Raw genomic sequence first — 13914 nt, forward strand, 5'->3', positions numbered from 1 at the left:
GTGTTTTTAGTTCCTATCCCGTTCATAGCAAGCGATCAATACGCCGTTATCAAACGTGTGTCGTTTCGTGACATTCCAAGTGACGGGCGTCATTCCGTTGTCGGGAAATAGACGTTTACCAGAACCGATGATGACGGGATAGAGGATCAATCGAAGTTCATCGATCAGATCGGCTTGATAAAGCGTATGAACGAGTTGACTACTCCCCCAGACGTGAAGCGGTGGTCCGTCCTGTTGTTTCAAGCGTGTTAGTTCAGAAGTTGGTTGATTCAAATAAGTCGTCGGTTGCCAAAGAATAGGTGGTGTATGACGCGTAGCAACATACTTCATGGCACGATCGGCAACTGGCCAGATATCTGGGTGGAGTGGCCAGTAACTTGACCATTGCTCGTATGTCTTGCGACCGAGCAACAGGGAACAATCCTCTTGCATCCATCCACGGATGACCTGACCAATCTCAGGATGTTGAAATGGAGCAGTCCATCCACCCTGTTCGAAGTCGTTGCTCACATCCTCATTCTTTCCGCTCGGTGCTTGAATGACACCGTCTAACGATAGATGTTCGAATACGATGATTTTTCGCATGAAGGGTCTCCTTTCGATTACGATCTGCTTATAGCATACCGTAAAGCTAAAAATATATAATAGCGCTTGCAAATAAATATTGCATAAACTGAAATGTTTGTTATAATAAAGGTACCAAATGATTTGGCAAGACGTCAGATGAACGTCGAGTCGACAAGGACTCCGGAAATCCTGTTGATGAACATCATCTCAGAACGCCAACTGTAAATGGCTCAAGAATGCCGGACGACATTCTCTTGGTAGAAGTCGTACCAAGGTATCTTGTTCATTCTAGATGAGAAATCTCGAATGAATGGGAGCTTCCATGATTTCGAAGCTAGGGAAAAGTGGAAGGTAACGGATCGTCTAAAATGAAAAGTACAGTTCGTGAAAAGGAGTGTTGTCTAGCAGTGATTGTTAGCAACCGAATGTTTGACTGCTTCAAGCGGATGACATTACGCTCCACCTAGGTCCCGAGTACAGTCAGATGATGGAACTGAAACACCATTCTATCGTTAGCCCGATAGCCAGATCTGATTTCTTTCTACCTCTTCATTAAGAGGAACACCTAAGGTTTTGGAGTACACGAATAGTTCTAACTATGAGAGGAGTTCATCCGTAAGTGAAACCAACTTTATATGAGTAAAAGGTCCCGCGCTTGAAATGAGTTCAAGAGATGGGGACCTTTTTCTGTGTTCATTTTTTTTGATAGCGATCGGAGACTTTTCCACGTTTTCGATCGCGATAAAAAACATATCCTGCGACAAATCCAATGCCAGCCATCGCAAGAATCAAACCAACGAGACCTTGCAATACATATACGTAAGCCGCATCGCCTAAGTATTTAAACGGCACTTGTGCAATTAGAAAAACACTATCACGCATGAGCTTAATACCAATCGCGCCGATGATGCCGGGGATTAATAATGAGAGCAAACCAATGATACGCATAGGACGCCACTCCTTTCCAAGCGTATTGTATCAAAAAATCGATCGTTCTGCGAATCGGGTTTGCTTCCCTATTTTATTCCGAGTACGATAGAAATGTAAGCAGTTTCAAAGGGGGAATTCATATGCATCATCTACTCGTCGTCGGGGCTGGTCAAGGGGGAACAGAAGTCCTGCACGCGTTTCAACGTTCACCATTATTAACGGTCATTGGTCTTGTCGATCCAAACATGGATGCGCCTGGGGTGGCGCTTGCACGGCGTGCGGACATTCGGATCGAAACGAGCTGGTCAGCTTTCGAAGGAGCGGATGTCGATTTCATCATTGACGCTACAGGAGAAAATGGCGTACTTGAGCAATTGATTCATGATTTTCCGGGAGCGGCGGTCTTACCGGGGGAATTCGTCAGAGTGTTGCTCGAGCGATTGACTGAAAAAGAGAAAATGCTCGAAGCGATCATTCATTGTACGAGCGAAGCAATCTCCGTCGCCGATCAAGACGGACAGACGATGCTGATCAATCCAGCATATACGCGCATGACCGGTTTCACGGAGCGAGACGTCGTCGGAAAACCGGCAAGTGCCGATATCGGAATGCAGGAATCCGTTCATTTGAAAGTCTTGAATACGGGCGAGAACGTTCGAGATGTTCGCATGAAGATCGGGCAAGATCAACGCGATATCATCGTCAACGCGGCACCCGTCATCGTCGATGGACAAGTCCGTGGTTCCGTTGGGGTCATTCGGGATATCTCGGAAATGAAGGCACTCGCCAAAGAATTGAAGGCAGCGCGACAAAAAATCCGGACGCTCGAAGCCAAATATACATTCGATGATATCATCGCCGAGAGTGAAGCGATGCGCTTCGTCGTCGATCAAGCGAAACTTGCGGCAACGATGCCAGTCAATGTCTTGATTCGCGGTGAATCCGGAACCGGCAAGGAACTGTTCGCGCATGCGATCCATGCAGCGAGCGAACGTAAATATGAACAATTCGTCCGCGTTAATTGTGCGGCAATCGCACCGACGTTACTCGAAAGTGAACTATTCGGGTACGAGGAAGGCGCGTTCTCAGGAGCGCGACGTGGTGGTAAGCGTGGATACTTCGAAGAAGCACACGGGGGTTCGCTGTTCTTAGATGAGATCGGCGAACTGCCACTCGACGTCCAAGCCAAACTGTTACGGGTGTTACAGGAAAATGAAGTCGTTCGCGTCGGTGGTACGAAGGCCATTCCAGTCGATGTTCGGATCATCGCGGCGACGAATGCGAATCTGGAGCAGAAGATCATCATGAATGAGTTCCGAGAAGATCTCTACTACCGGATTAATCGTTTACCGATTCACATACCGGCACTACGTGAGCGTCCGGATGATATCGCGCCATTGACCTTACACTTACTCCGTAAATTGAATCAAAGTTATGGGCGATCGGTCGGACGGATATCGGATGATGTACTCGAAGCAATGAAGAAGCAACCGTGGAAAGGAAATGTCCGCGAGCTTGAAAATGTCATCGGACGCGCGTTGATTTTTACGGATAAAACAGAAACAGTCTTACGAAAAGGTCATCTTCAGCTTGTCGTGCCACAAACAACGAAAGTCGCGACGAGACAGAAAAAGGAAATCAAGCATTTATCGGATGAGATGTCACACGTCGAAGAACGGTTGATTCGGGAAGCGCTTACTGCCTTTAATGGCAACAAAACAGAAGCCGCGAAACAACTCGGGATTTCTCTCCGGGCACTTTATTACAAAGTGGAACGATTTAACATCTATTCGTGAAGCGCAAATTTTTGCGTGCAATATATTGCAAAAAATGCAAAAGCGTGCAAAATTAAAGACGTTCTTGCTTATCCTGCCGTCTCTTTTGAATTGGCACGAAAATTGCTATTACTATTTATGTATGACAGGTGAGGGGGGAATACGGTGAGATTCAGTGAAATGGTCGAGCAGGCAGCTCGACTCGAAGATTCCGTCGTTGCGATTGCAGCTGCGGATGACGAAGAAGTGATGGATGCTGTCGCATTAGCAATTGAGAACGATTTAGCACGTTTTCATTTGTTTGGGGATGCGACACGGATTCAGCAGATGATTCAAAAACGGGCATTACGGGAGTCACAATTCGTGATTACTCACACCTCTTCATCACAAGAAGCGGCAGAACGTGCTGCTCATGCCGTTCGCAAAGGGGATGCGAGCGTCTTGATGAAAGGTCTTGTTCCGACAGCGACGTTCATGAAAGCTGTCTTGAACAAAGAAACGGGTCTGCGTTCAGGGAATGTCCTGTCGCATGTCGCGTTGTTCGAAGTACCAGGGCGTGAATCAGCGATCGGATTGACCGATGCAGCGATTCACATCCAGCCGTCACTTGAAGATAAAGTGAAAATCATCGAAAACGGTGTCTCCGCCTTACGTGCTCTCGGATACGGCTTACCAAAAGTCGCAGTCTTAGCAGCCGTCGAAGTCGTCAATCCAACGATGCAGGCAACGATTGATGCCGCACTTTTGACACAGATGAACCGACGTGGTCAAATCAAGGATTGCCTTGTAGACGGACCACTCGCGCTCGATAATGCTGTGAACCTCGTCGCTGCCCAGCAAAAAGGGTTAACGGGAGACGTAGCAGGTCAGGCGGATTTACTCGTTGTTCCGCAAATCGAAGTCGGAAACGTCATCTACAAATCACTCATGTATTTCGCACATGCCTCGGTTGCGGCGATTCTCGTCGGAGCACGGGCTCCGGTCGTCTTGACAAGCCGTGCCGATACAGCTGAAGCAAAAATGTACTCACTAGCCTTTGCGCTATTAAATGCTCAACAGACGAAAAAAGTAAAACAAACAATCTGAGGAGGAACTTAAAATGGTCGAAACAAACGTAGAATCACGCTTCAGCATCTTTGAAACAATGGAGATGGAAGATTACGAACAAGTCGTATTTTGCCACGATAAAGTATCTGGATTAAAAGCAATCATCGCGATTCATGACACGACACTCGGACCGGCACTCGGTGGACTTCGTATGTGGAACTATGCATCAGACGAAGAAGCATTGATTGATGCGCTCCGTTTATCAAAAGGGATGACGTATAAGAACGCAGCCGCTGGTTTGAACCTCGGTGGTGGTAAAGCTGTCATCATCGGCGATGCGAAGACACAAAAGTCAGAAGCACTCTTCCGGGCATTCGGACGTTACGTCCAGTCACTGAACGGTCGTTACATCACAGCAGAAGATGTCAATACGACGGTCGCAGACATGGATTACATCCATATGGAGACAGATTTCGTCACAGGTGTCAGCCCAGCATTCGGATCAAGTGGTAACCCATCACCGGTTACGGCATACGGTGTCTATCGTGGGATGAAAGCAGCGGCAAAAGAAGTGTACGGAACAGATTCACTTGGTGGAAAAACGATTGCGATCCAAGGTGTCGGTAACGTTGCCTTCAATCTGTGCCGTCACTTGCATGAAGAAGGGGCGAAGCTGATCGTCACGGACATCAACCAAGAAGCACTTCAACGTGCGGAAGAAGCATTTGGTGCCTTGATCGTCGCACCAGAAGACATCTATAGCGTCGAAGCGGATATCTTTGCGCCATGTGCCCTCGGTGCGACATTAAACGATGAAACGATTCCACAATTGAAAGTCAAGATCATCGCTGGTGCAGCAAATAACCAACTCAAAGAAGACCGTCATGGTGACATGCTCGAAGAACGCGATATCTTATACGTACCCGACTTCGTCATCAATGCGGGTGGTGTCATCAACGTTGCCGATGAACTCGACGGATACAACCGTGATCGTGCCATGAAAAAAGTTGAACTCGTCTACGATGCGGTCACGAAAGTATTTGAAATCGCAAAACGCGATCATTTACCGACATACCGTGCGGCTGAGAAAATGGCAGAAGAGCGTATCGCAACGATGCGCAGTGCCCGCAGCCAATTCTTGCGTCGTGATAAAAACATTCTAGGATCACGTGGCTGATCAGAGGAGGATATCCATGAGCGAACGTATTTTAACGATTAATCCCGGTTCGACGTCGACGAAGATCGGTATCTTCGAAGGGGCGAACCAGGTGTTCACGAAGACGTTACGCCATCCAGCGGAAGCGGTCGGAGGACCGCTTCCAGCGCAGCTGGAGATGCGTCGTCATGTATTACTCGAAGTATTGGCTGAAGAGCAGATTGATTTGAAAGCGCTTACCGCAGTCGTGGGTCGCGGAGGACTACTCCGACCGCTCGTCAGTGGTACGTATGCCGTCAATCGAGAAATGCGAGAAGACTTACTCAGCGGTATTTTTGGCGTCCATGCATCGAACCTCGGCGGACTCCTCGCGGATGAGATTGCTCGGACACTCGATATCCCATCGTTCATTGTTGATCCAGTCGTCGTTGACGAACTTGAGCCGATTGCGCGAATTACAGGCTTACCTGAACTTGAACGAAAGAGTATTTTCCATGCCTTGAATCAAAAAGCTGTCGCGAAGCGGTACGCAAAGGAAATCGGACGTCCATATGAGGAACTACGTCTGATCATCGCACACATGGGCGGCGGCATTACGGTCGGTGCGCACCAAGAGGGGCGTGTCATCGATGTCAACAACGGACTCGATGGAGAAGGACCGTTTTCGCCAGAACGAAGCGGATCTCTACCTGTTGGTCAACTAGTAGAACTATGTTATAGTACCAAGTATAAACTTGGAGAGATGAAGCGTCTGGTCGTTGGGTCAGGCGGACTTGTCGCGCACTTGGGTACGTTTGACGCGATCGAGATCGAGCGCCGGATTGAGGAAGGCGACGAAAAAGCGGCATTGTTATATGACGCGATGGCGTACCGGATCGCAAAAGAGATCGCTGGTCAAAGTGCCGTCTTGTTCGGTCAGATCGACGCGATCATTCTAACAGGCGGACTTGCCTATAGTGATCGGTTGACGCGTGCGATCGAAGAACGTGTCGCCCACCTCGGTCAAGTCGTACGTAGTCCTGGTGAAGATGAGTTGCAGGCGCTCGCAGAAGGAGTGTTGCGTGTCTTACGTGGAGAAGAGGAAGTCAAGGAATATGGAGGCGAACCAACATGGCTAGAGAATTCGACGTCGTTGTCCTAGGTGGTGGACCCGGTGGATATGTCGCCGCGATCCGTGCGGCACAAGCTGGGAAGTCGGTAGCAATCGTAGAACAAGGAAAATTAGGCGGGACATGCTTACATCGTGGCTGTATACCATCTAAATCCTTTTTGAAATCAGCAGCAGTCTATCAGACGGTCAAGCACGCTGCTACATATGGCGTGGACGTACCGGAATCGTTTTTACGATTCGAACAGGTCAAACAACGCAAACAAGAGATCGTAGATGGATTAGAAGCAGGCATTCAGCACCTGATGAAAAAAGGAAAGATTGAAGTCTTTCACGGTCGTGGTTCGATTCTTGGACCAAGTATCTTTTCACCGATGCCGGGAACGATCAGCGTCGAGCCGGAAGAAGGCGAAGGCGAATTGATCCTTCCGCGTCAATTGATCGTCGCGACAGGGTCGCGTCCACGTCCATTGAACGGACTTGCTTTTGATTCAGAGTATGTCCTCAGCTCGGATGATGCGCTCGATATGGCAGATTTGCCAAAATCGATCGTCATCATCGGTGGTGGTGTCATCGGTGTTGAATGGGCATCGATGTTGACGGATTTTGATGTCGCAGTAACGGTCGTTGAATTCAGTGACCGGATTTTACCGACGGAAGATGCGGCAGTCAGTCGTGAAGTCGCCCGTCAACTGAAAAAGCGGGGCGTCAAGATTCATACGGGTGCAGCTGCACAAAGCGATACGTTCCGGATGTCAGAAGACGGCGTTTCGATCGCAATCGATCGTAACGGAGAACAGACGACGCTTGAAGCGGATAAGTTGCTCGTCGCGATCGGTCGAATGGCGAACGTCGAAGGCATCGGGATCGAAAACACGAATATCGTCGTCGAAAATGGCTTCATCCAAGTAGATGACCATTTCCGGACGAAGGATCAACATATCTATGCGATCGGAGATGTCATCGGTCGCTTACAACTGGCGCACGTCGCGTCAGCAGAAGGTGTCAAAGCGGTCGAGGCGATCGTCCACGGAACGACGACACCACTTGAATATGCGTTCGTACCACGTTGTATCTACAGCGTACCGGAAGCGGCATCGGTCGGTTTAACGGAAGACGAAGCAAAACGTGCCGGAATGGACGTCAAGGTAGGGAGCTTCTCGTTCAATGGATTAGGGAAAGCGCGGATCGAAGGAGAGGCGGCAGGCTTCATCAAGCTCGTCTCGGATGCGAAGACAGATGATCTCGTCGGCGTTCACATCGTCGGACCAAAAGCAACGGAACTGATCAGTGAAGGTGGATTAGCGCTCGTACTCAATGCAACGGCATGGGAAGTCGGACAGCTCGTGCATCCGCACCCGGCCTTGTCAGAAGCATTCGGAGAAGCAGCACTTGCCGTCGACGGACTCGCGGTTCACGCCTAAGGAGGAATTACGGATGGAAAAGATAGAATTCAAAGAATTGGTAGAACTCGGATTAACGGAACAGGACGCGATTCACATGTTCGAAACGATGGTCCGTGCGCGGAAGATCGACGAACGGATGTGGAAGTTGAACCGAGCGGGTAAAATTCCCTTCCTTGTCTCATGTCAAGGACAAGAAGCTGCTCAAGTCGGTGCAGCGTTCGCCCTTGAAAAAGGAACGGACTACATTTTGCCGTATTACCGGGACTTAGGTGTTGTCTTACACTTCGGTCAAACGTCACGCGATATCATGCTGTCGGCATTCGCAAAAGCAGAAGATCCGAACTCAGGTGGTCGTCAAATGCCAGGACACTATGGTTCACGTGCCTTGAATATCGTCACGGGTTCAAGTCCAGTTACGACTCAAGTCCCACATGCCGTTGGGATCGCACTTGCTGCGAAGATGCGTAAGGAACCACTCGTTGCTTACGTCTCTTTCGGAGAGGGCTCTTCAAACCAAGGAGACTTCCACGAAGGGGCGAACTTCGCGGGAATTCACAAGCTTCCTGTCATCTTGTTCTGTGAAAACAATAAATACGCGATCTCGACACCACTTTCGAAACAGTTGTCGGCTAAACACGTCGCTGACCGGGCGATCGGCTATGGTATGCCAGGCTATACGGTGGACGGCATTGACCCACTCGCTGTCTACAAGGTCGTCAAGGAAGCGCGTGAGCGCGGATTACGGGGAGAAGGTCCGACCTTGATCGAAGTTGAAGTCGAACGCCTCGTGCCACACTCATCCGATGATGACGATAAATCGTACCGTTCTGCTGAAGAACTCGATGCCTTAAAAGCACGTGACGGGATCAAACTCTTCCGTGCGCGTCTGATCGAAATGGGCGTCCTGACGGAAGAATCAGCGACTGAAATCGAACAAGCGATGGAGAAAGAAGTCGACGAAGCAACGGCTTATGCGGAAGCAGCAGCTTACGATGCGCCAGAAAATGCATTACGTTACGTGTACGACGAGGAGGAAACGAAATGACGACGTTAAGTTTAATCGAAGCAATCAATAGTGCAATCAAAGAAGAGATGGAACGCGACGAGTCCGTCTTCATCCTCGGCGAAGACGTCGGTGTCCGTGGTGGTGTTTTCCGGGCGACACAAGGATTGCTCGAACAATTCGGAGAAGAGCGTGTCATCGATGCACCGCTCGCTGAGAGTGCGATTGCTGGTGTCGGAATCGGAGCTGCGATGTACGGCATGCGCCCGATTGCTGAAATGCAATTCGCTGACTTCATCATGCCAGCGGTCAACCAAATCGTCAGTGAAGCAGCGAAGATTCGGTACCGTTCGAACAATGATTGGACGTGTCCGATCGTTATCCGCGCACCGTTCGGCGGCGGAATTCACGGAGCACTTTACCATTCTCAGTCGGTCGAGGCGATGTTCAACTCGACGCCTGGTCTGAAGATCGTCATCCCGTCTAATCCATATGACGCAAAAGGATTGCTAAAGGCAGCGATTCGTTCGAATGATCCGGTCTTGTTCTTTGAGCATAAACGTGGTTATCGCCTATTGAAAGGCGATGTTCCGGAAGGCGATTATACCGTTGAAATCGGTAAAGCAGACGTAAAACGTGAGGGAGAAGATGTCACAATCATCACCTACGGTCTGTGTGTCCATATGGCACTCGAAGCGGCAACGCGCCTTGAAAAAGACGGGATTGATGTCCACATCCTTGATTTACGGACTGTTTATCCGATCGACCGCGAAGCAGTCGTCGAAGCGGCGAAAAAGACGGGGAAAGTCTTGCTCGTTACGGAAGATAATAAAGAAGGTAGCGTCATGAGTGAAGTGTCGGCAATCATTGCAGAAGAAGCATTGTTTGATCTCGATGCACCAATCGAACGACTCTGTGGTCCAGACGTACCAGCCATGCCATACGCTCCGACAATGGAGAAGTTCTTCAACATCTCGAGTGAGAAAATCGAAGATAAAATCCGGACGTTGCACGCATACTAAGGGGGAACTGATCGATGAAGACTGAAACACTTACGATGCCACAACTCGGAGAAAGCGTCACAGAAGGGACGATTTCGATGTGGCTCGTCAAACCGGGCGATACTGTCAAAAAATACGATCCGATTGCAGAAGTCATTACCGATAAGGTAACGGCAGAAGTCCCATCTTCATTTGATGGTGTGATTGAAAAACTGCTTGCAGAAGAAGGGGATACGTTGCAAGTCGGTGACGCGATTGTCACGATGCAAGTCAGTGGTGGGTCAACGGAAGTCGCTGCGACGGAACAAGAAGTACCGGCTGTCGAAGAAACGACGTCGTCTGATACATCGATGAAAAAACGCTATTCACCAGCTGTCTTGAAACTATCGGGAGAACACGGCATTGATCTCGAACAAGTGACGGGTACTGGAGCTGGCGGACGGATTACACGGAAAGACCTCTTGAAACTGATCGAGTCTGGATCGATCCCGACACCACAAGCAACTGAACCAAAATCGGAAGCGCAAGCGGCTCCGGTAGCGCCTCCGGCAGAAGCACCACCTGCACCAAAACGTCCGGTCAGTGCACCACAACCGACGGAAACGGGCGACATCGAGATTCCGACTGCCGGTGTGCGTCAAGCGATCGCTTCGAACATGGTACGTGCGAAACACGAAGCGCCACATGCCTGGTTGATGATCGAAGTCGATGTCACGAACTTGGTCGAAGCACGTAATCGTCATAAAGATGCGTTCTTCAAACAAGAAGGGGTCAAATTGACGTTCTTGCCGTTCTTCATGAAGGCGACGGTCGAAGGATTGAAAAAACATCCGATCATGAACTCGACATGGGCGGGAGATAAGATCATTCAAAAGAAAGCGATCAACCTATCACTTGCTGTCGCGACGCAAGACGCTCTGTTCGTACCGGTCGTCAAGAATGCGGATGAACTAAGCATCAAAGGTATCGCACGCGCGATCGATGACTTCGGGAAACGCGCACAAGCAGGTACGTTGTCGTCTGCTGAGATGCAGGGCGGTACGTTTACGGTCAACAACACAGGATCGTTCGGTTCGATTCAATCGGCACCGATCCTCAACTTCCCGCAAGCGGCAATTCTATCCGTTGAATCGATCGTCAAACGTCCGGTTTGGGTGAACGGTATGTTCGCAGCACGCGACATGGTCAACCTCTGTATGTCGATCGACCACCGGGTACTCGATGGACTCGTTGCCGGACAGTTCCTGCAAACCGTCAAACAAGCGCTCGAATCGATTGATCCGAACCAACTTTCCCTATATTGAGTTTTTCCAGTTGACAGGGAAGAAGAAGCATCGTAATATAAGAATCAATTCAACACACGATAGCAAAGACGAAGAGAAGTAACTTGTGAAACGATTCAAGAGAGCTGATGGGTGGTGCGAATCAGTATCGGGCAACAAGCGAATGGCCTTCTGAGCTTCAGACCGAATCCCTTCAATGGGTAGTAGGCTCTGACGGGTTCCTCCCGTTATCGGGGTCGACGAATCAGGACAACGGTCCGGTTCGTTTCAAAGGGGACGGTGTCAGCATCGTCAACGAAGGTGGTACCGCGGGTCTTCCCGTCCTTCATGTTCTACATGAATGGGCGAGAAGACCCTTTTCGTATACAATCGAATCAAACAAATCGTAGAGTGAGTTAAGTAGCGAGACAACATCGGCGTTTCAGAGAGCGGGAGAATGGTGTGACTTCCGTACGGCGAGGTTTCGTGAATGGTCTCATGAGAGCGTGGCTGAACGATGAAGTAGGTCGCGACGGATGCCCCCGTTATCGTAGGCTATGATGTCTCTTATTAAGACGCATCAGACAAAGTGGGAACGGTCAAACCGTTCCAATCGAGAGGTGGCACCGCGAGATAATCGTCCTCCATGCAGCATACGCTGTGTGGGGGACTTTTTTTATATTCCAGGAGGCGAACAGGGATGGTTCAGACAGACACACTTATCATCGAACAACTTGAACTAAACGGCGACGAGATGACGCCGATCATGATTTTCCAACAACTGAGCGGAACACAGAAATGTTTACTTGAAAGTTCTGCGCATACGGATCAAGGACGGTATTCGATCATCGGTGTCGATCCGGTGGAGATGATTCGGGCAGAGGGACGGACCGTGACACGGGAACAGTTGACGACAGGTCAATTGACGCAGGAAACGGGTGATCCAGTACGACTGATGCAACAGATGATCCTCCGGGATGGCGTCGAAGAAGACCTTCCGTTTTTAGCGGGTGGGATCGGATATGTCGGTTACGACATGATGCGCGCCTATGAAACGCTCGGAGCGGTTCCTGAGCGAACGCGACAATTACCAGACGCGTTACTCGCCGTATACGACCAAATCATCCTGTTCGATCATCTCGAGCATCGTGTTCATTTGATTCAGACGTCACTTGGTGGCATCACTGATCGTGACGTCTTACGTCAACGTCTAGCAGAACGGAAAGCGCAACTTGAGCAACCACGGGAGCGAACGGACATCGAGCGTCCACTCCGGGATGTCGTCTATGAACCGTTAATGGATCAAGAGACGTTTGAAGGACTCGTCGAACAAGCGAAGAGACACATTCGCCAAGGCGACGTCTTCCAACTGGTTCTCTCGCAACGACTTGATGCGACGTTCTCAGGTGATCCGTTCCAATTTTATCGGAAGCTCCGTAAGGATAATCCGAGTCCCTATCTCTTTTATATCGACTTAGGCGAAGCAATCGTACTCGGGGCCTCCCCGGAAAGTTTGGTCCAAGTCAAAGGGAATCGAGTGACGACGAATCCGATTGCCGGCACCCGGCGCCGGGGGAAGACGAAAGAGGAAGATGGACGGTTAGCAGAAGAGTTGCTGCACGACGAGAAGGAACGAGCCGAGCACCGGATGCTTGTCGATCTTGGACGCAACGACTTAGGACGGATTTGCCAGATTGGTACAGTCGAGGTGACGCGCTTCATGCAAATCGAACGATTCAAGAACGTTATGCATCTCGTCTCGGTCGTTGAAGGTACGCTAGCAGACGGGAAGACTGGAGCAGACGCACTCGTCTCTTGTCTACCGGCAGGGACGGTCACGGGAGCTCCGAAAATCCGAGCGATGCAGTTGATCGACCAGTACGAGCAGGTGAAACGAGAAGTATATGCTGGGGCTGTCGGCTATTTCGATGTTCGGGGGAATATGGATTTTGCCCTCGCTATCCGGACGATGGTGATCAAGGATGGTGTCGCCTCTGTGCAAGCAGGTGCTGGCATCGTCTACGATTCGATTCCACGCCTCGAGTACCAGGAGACGTTACACAAAGCGAAATCACTACTGGAGGTTTGGAAATGATCGTCCTAATTGATAACTATGATTCCTTTACCTATAACCTATACCAATACGCATCCGTTTACACAGACGTTCACGTCATTCGAAACGATGCGGTCAGCATAGAAGAACTCCGCGAGATGAAACCAGACGGCATCATCCTCTCACCCGGTCCCGGTCGCCCGGCTGATGCTGGCATCTGCATCGATCTAATTCGTCAATTATCGGGTCAAGTACCGATTCTCGGTGTCTGCCTCGGACATCAGGCAATCGGCGAAGCATTCGGAGGACACGTCGTCGAAGCACCGGTCATCATGCACGGGAAGACATCGATGATTCGACAATCGGGACAACTCTTCGACGAAATGACGGAAACGTTAGAGGTCATGCGCTACCATTCGCTGATCGTCGCGCGAAACGACTTACCAACGGAACTCGTCATCACGGCAGAAACGGAGGACCGGACGATCATGGCACTCGAGCACAAGACACATCTGACGTTCGGAATCCAGTTTCATCCGGAATCCGTCGGAACACCGCAAGGGCAGCAGATGATCAAACGATTCATTGAATTGACGAAGGAGTGAC

12 protein-coding genes and 2 other annotated features are annotated in these 13914 nt (G+C 50.0%); of the genes, 10 read left to right on the forward strand and 2 right to left on the reverse strand.

Annotated features, from left to right (window positions below):
* Window positions 1–6 precede the first annotated feature (6 nt).
* Together KNQ08_RS01320 and KNQ08_RS01325 are read right to left on the reverse strand one after the other, a co-directional pair.
* The gene (locus KNQ08_RS01320) at window positions 7–585 is read right to left on the reverse strand and encodes a dihydrofolate reductase family protein (protein WP_035398293.1); all 579 of its coding nucleotides are present in this window, start codon (window positions 583–585) and stop codon (window positions 7–9) included.
* Window positions 586–1260: 675 nt separating this feature from the next.
* Window positions 1261–1515 (reverse strand): DUF2627 family protein, encoded by a 255-nt coding sequence (locus KNQ08_RS01325; RefSeq protein WP_214804418.1) that lies wholly within the window; start codon window positions 1513–1515, stop codon window positions 1261–1263.
* A 122-nt stretch (window positions 1516–1637) separates the two neighbouring features.
* Here KNQ08_RS01325 and KNQ08_RS01330 point away from each other — a divergent pair, with 122 nt between their 5' ends.
* The 10 genes from KNQ08_RS01330 (at window position 1638) to KNQ08_RS01375 (ending at window position 13913) form a co-directional block, all read left to right on the forward strand.
* Window positions 1638–3293, forward strand: a complete 1656-nt coding sequence (locus tag KNQ08_RS01330; protein ID WP_029341107.1) for a sigma-54-dependent Fis family transcriptional regulator — start codon at window positions 1638–1640, stop codon at window positions 3291–3293.
* A 144-nt stretch (window positions 3294–3437) separates the two neighbouring features.
* Window positions 3438–4358: a phosphate butyryltransferase gene (gene yqiS / locus KNQ08_RS01335; protein ID WP_133207980.1), complete on the forward strand. Its 921-nt coding sequence runs from the start codon at window positions 3438–3440 to the stop codon at window positions 4356–4358.
* Between the two features lie 13 nt (window positions 4359–4371).
* On the forward strand, window positions 4372–5496 hold the full coding sequence (locus KNQ08_RS01340; protein ID WP_023467593.1) for a Leu/Phe/Val dehydrogenase: 1125 nt from the start codon (window positions 4372–4374) through the stop codon (window positions 5494–5496).
* 16 nt (window positions 5497–5512) lie between these two features.
* A complete protein-coding gene (gene buk / locus KNQ08_RS01345) occupies window positions 5513–6616 on the forward strand; it encodes a butyrate kinase (RefSeq protein WP_214804420.1) in 1104 nt (367 codons plus the stop codon).
* Window positions 6586–8007: a dihydrolipoyl dehydrogenase gene (gene lpdA / locus KNQ08_RS01350; RefSeq protein ID WP_214804422.1), complete on the forward strand. Its 1422-nt coding sequence runs from the start codon at window positions 6586–6588 to the stop codon at window positions 8005–8007. Before buk ends, lpdA begins: the two co-directional genes overlap by 31 nt.
* Before the next feature lie 13 nt (window positions 8008–8020).
* A complete protein-coding gene (locus KNQ08_RS01355) occupies window positions 8021–9034 on the forward strand; it encodes a thiamine pyrophosphate-dependent dehydrogenase E1 component subunit alpha (protein WP_035398286.1) in 1014 nt (337 codons plus the stop codon).
* Window positions 9031–10014, forward strand: coding sequence for an alpha-ketoacid dehydrogenase subunit beta (locus KNQ08_RS01360; RefSeq protein ID WP_023467596.1), 984 nt, complete (start codon window positions 9031–9033; stop codon window positions 10012–10014). The genes KNQ08_RS01355 and KNQ08_RS01360 overlap by 4 nt, the downstream gene beginning before the upstream one ends.
* A 14-nt stretch (window positions 10015–10028) precedes the next feature.
* Window positions 10029–11297 (forward strand): dihydrolipoamide acetyltransferase family protein, encoded by a 1269-nt coding sequence (locus tag KNQ08_RS01365; protein ID WP_149426977.1) that lies wholly within the window; start codon window positions 10029–10031, stop codon window positions 11295–11297.
* A gap of 56 nt (window positions 11298–11353) precedes the next feature.
* Window positions 11354–11605 (forward strand) — a binding site (T-box leader).
* Window positions 11606–11653: 48 nt separating this feature from the next.
* Window positions 11654–11903 (forward strand) — a binding site (T-box leader).
* Between the two features lie 52 nt (window positions 11904–11955).
* Complete coding sequence (gene trpE, locus KNQ08_RS01370) at window positions 11956–13350, forward strand: anthranilate synthase component I (protein WP_149426978.1); 1395 nt, start codon at window positions 11956–11958, stop codon at window positions 13348–13350.
* A complete protein-coding gene (locus KNQ08_RS01375; protein ID WP_050678411.1) occupies window positions 13347–13913 on the forward strand; it encodes an anthranilate synthase component II in 567 nt (188 codons plus the stop codon). The genes trpE and KNQ08_RS01375 overlap by 4 nt, the downstream gene beginning before the upstream one ends.
* Window position 13914: the final 1 nt, after the last annotated feature.

It is taken from the genome of Exiguobacterium sp. s46, assembly GCF_018618875.1.
Lineage (GTDB): Bacteria > Bacillota > Bacilli > Exiguobacteriales > Exiguobacteriaceae > Exiguobacterium_A > Exiguobacterium_A abrahamii.

Bases quoted from the DNA above. Each gene is read 5' to 3' on its own strand.
- KNQ08_RS01320 (WP_035398293.1), bottom strand. From the start codon at position 585: ATGCGAAAAATCATCGTATTCGAACATCTATCGTTAGACGGTGTCATT.
- KNQ08_RS01325 (WP_214804418.1), bottom strand. From the start codon at position 1,515: ATGCGTATCATTGGTTTGCTCTCATTATTAATCCCCGGCATCATCGGC.
- KNQ08_RS01330 (WP_029341107.1), top strand. From the start codon at position 1,638: ATGCATCATCTACTCGTCGTCGGGGCTGGTCAAGGGGGAACAGAAGTC.
- KNQ08_RS01340 (WP_023467593.1), top strand. From the start codon at position 4,372: ATGGTCGAAACAAACGTAGAATCACGCTTCAGCATCTTTGAAACAATG.
- buk (WP_214804420.1), top strand. From the start codon at position 5,513: ATGAGCGAACGTATTTTAACGATTAATCCCGGTTCGACGTCGACGAAG.
- lpdA (WP_214804422.1), top strand. From the start codon at position 6,586: ATGGCTAGAGAATTCGACGTCGTTGTCCTAGGTGGTGGACCCGGTGGA.
- KNQ08_RS01355 (WP_035398286.1), top strand. From the start codon at position 8,021: ATGGAAAAGATAGAATTCAAAGAATTGGTAGAACTCGGATTAACGGAA.
- KNQ08_RS01360 (WP_023467596.1), top strand. From the start codon at position 9,031: ATGACGACGTTAAGTTTAATCGAAGCAATCAATAGTGCAATCAAAGAA.
- KNQ08_RS01365 (WP_149426977.1), top strand. From the start codon at position 10,029: ATGAAGACTGAAACACTTACGATGCCACAACTCGGAGAAAGCGTCACA.
- trpE (WP_149426978.1), top strand. From the start codon at position 11,956: ATGGTTCAGACAGACACACTTATCATCGAACAACTTGAACTAAACGGC.
- KNQ08_RS01375 (WP_050678411.1), top strand. From the start codon at position 13,347: ATGATCGTCCTAATTGATAACTATGATTCCTTTACCTATAACCTATAC.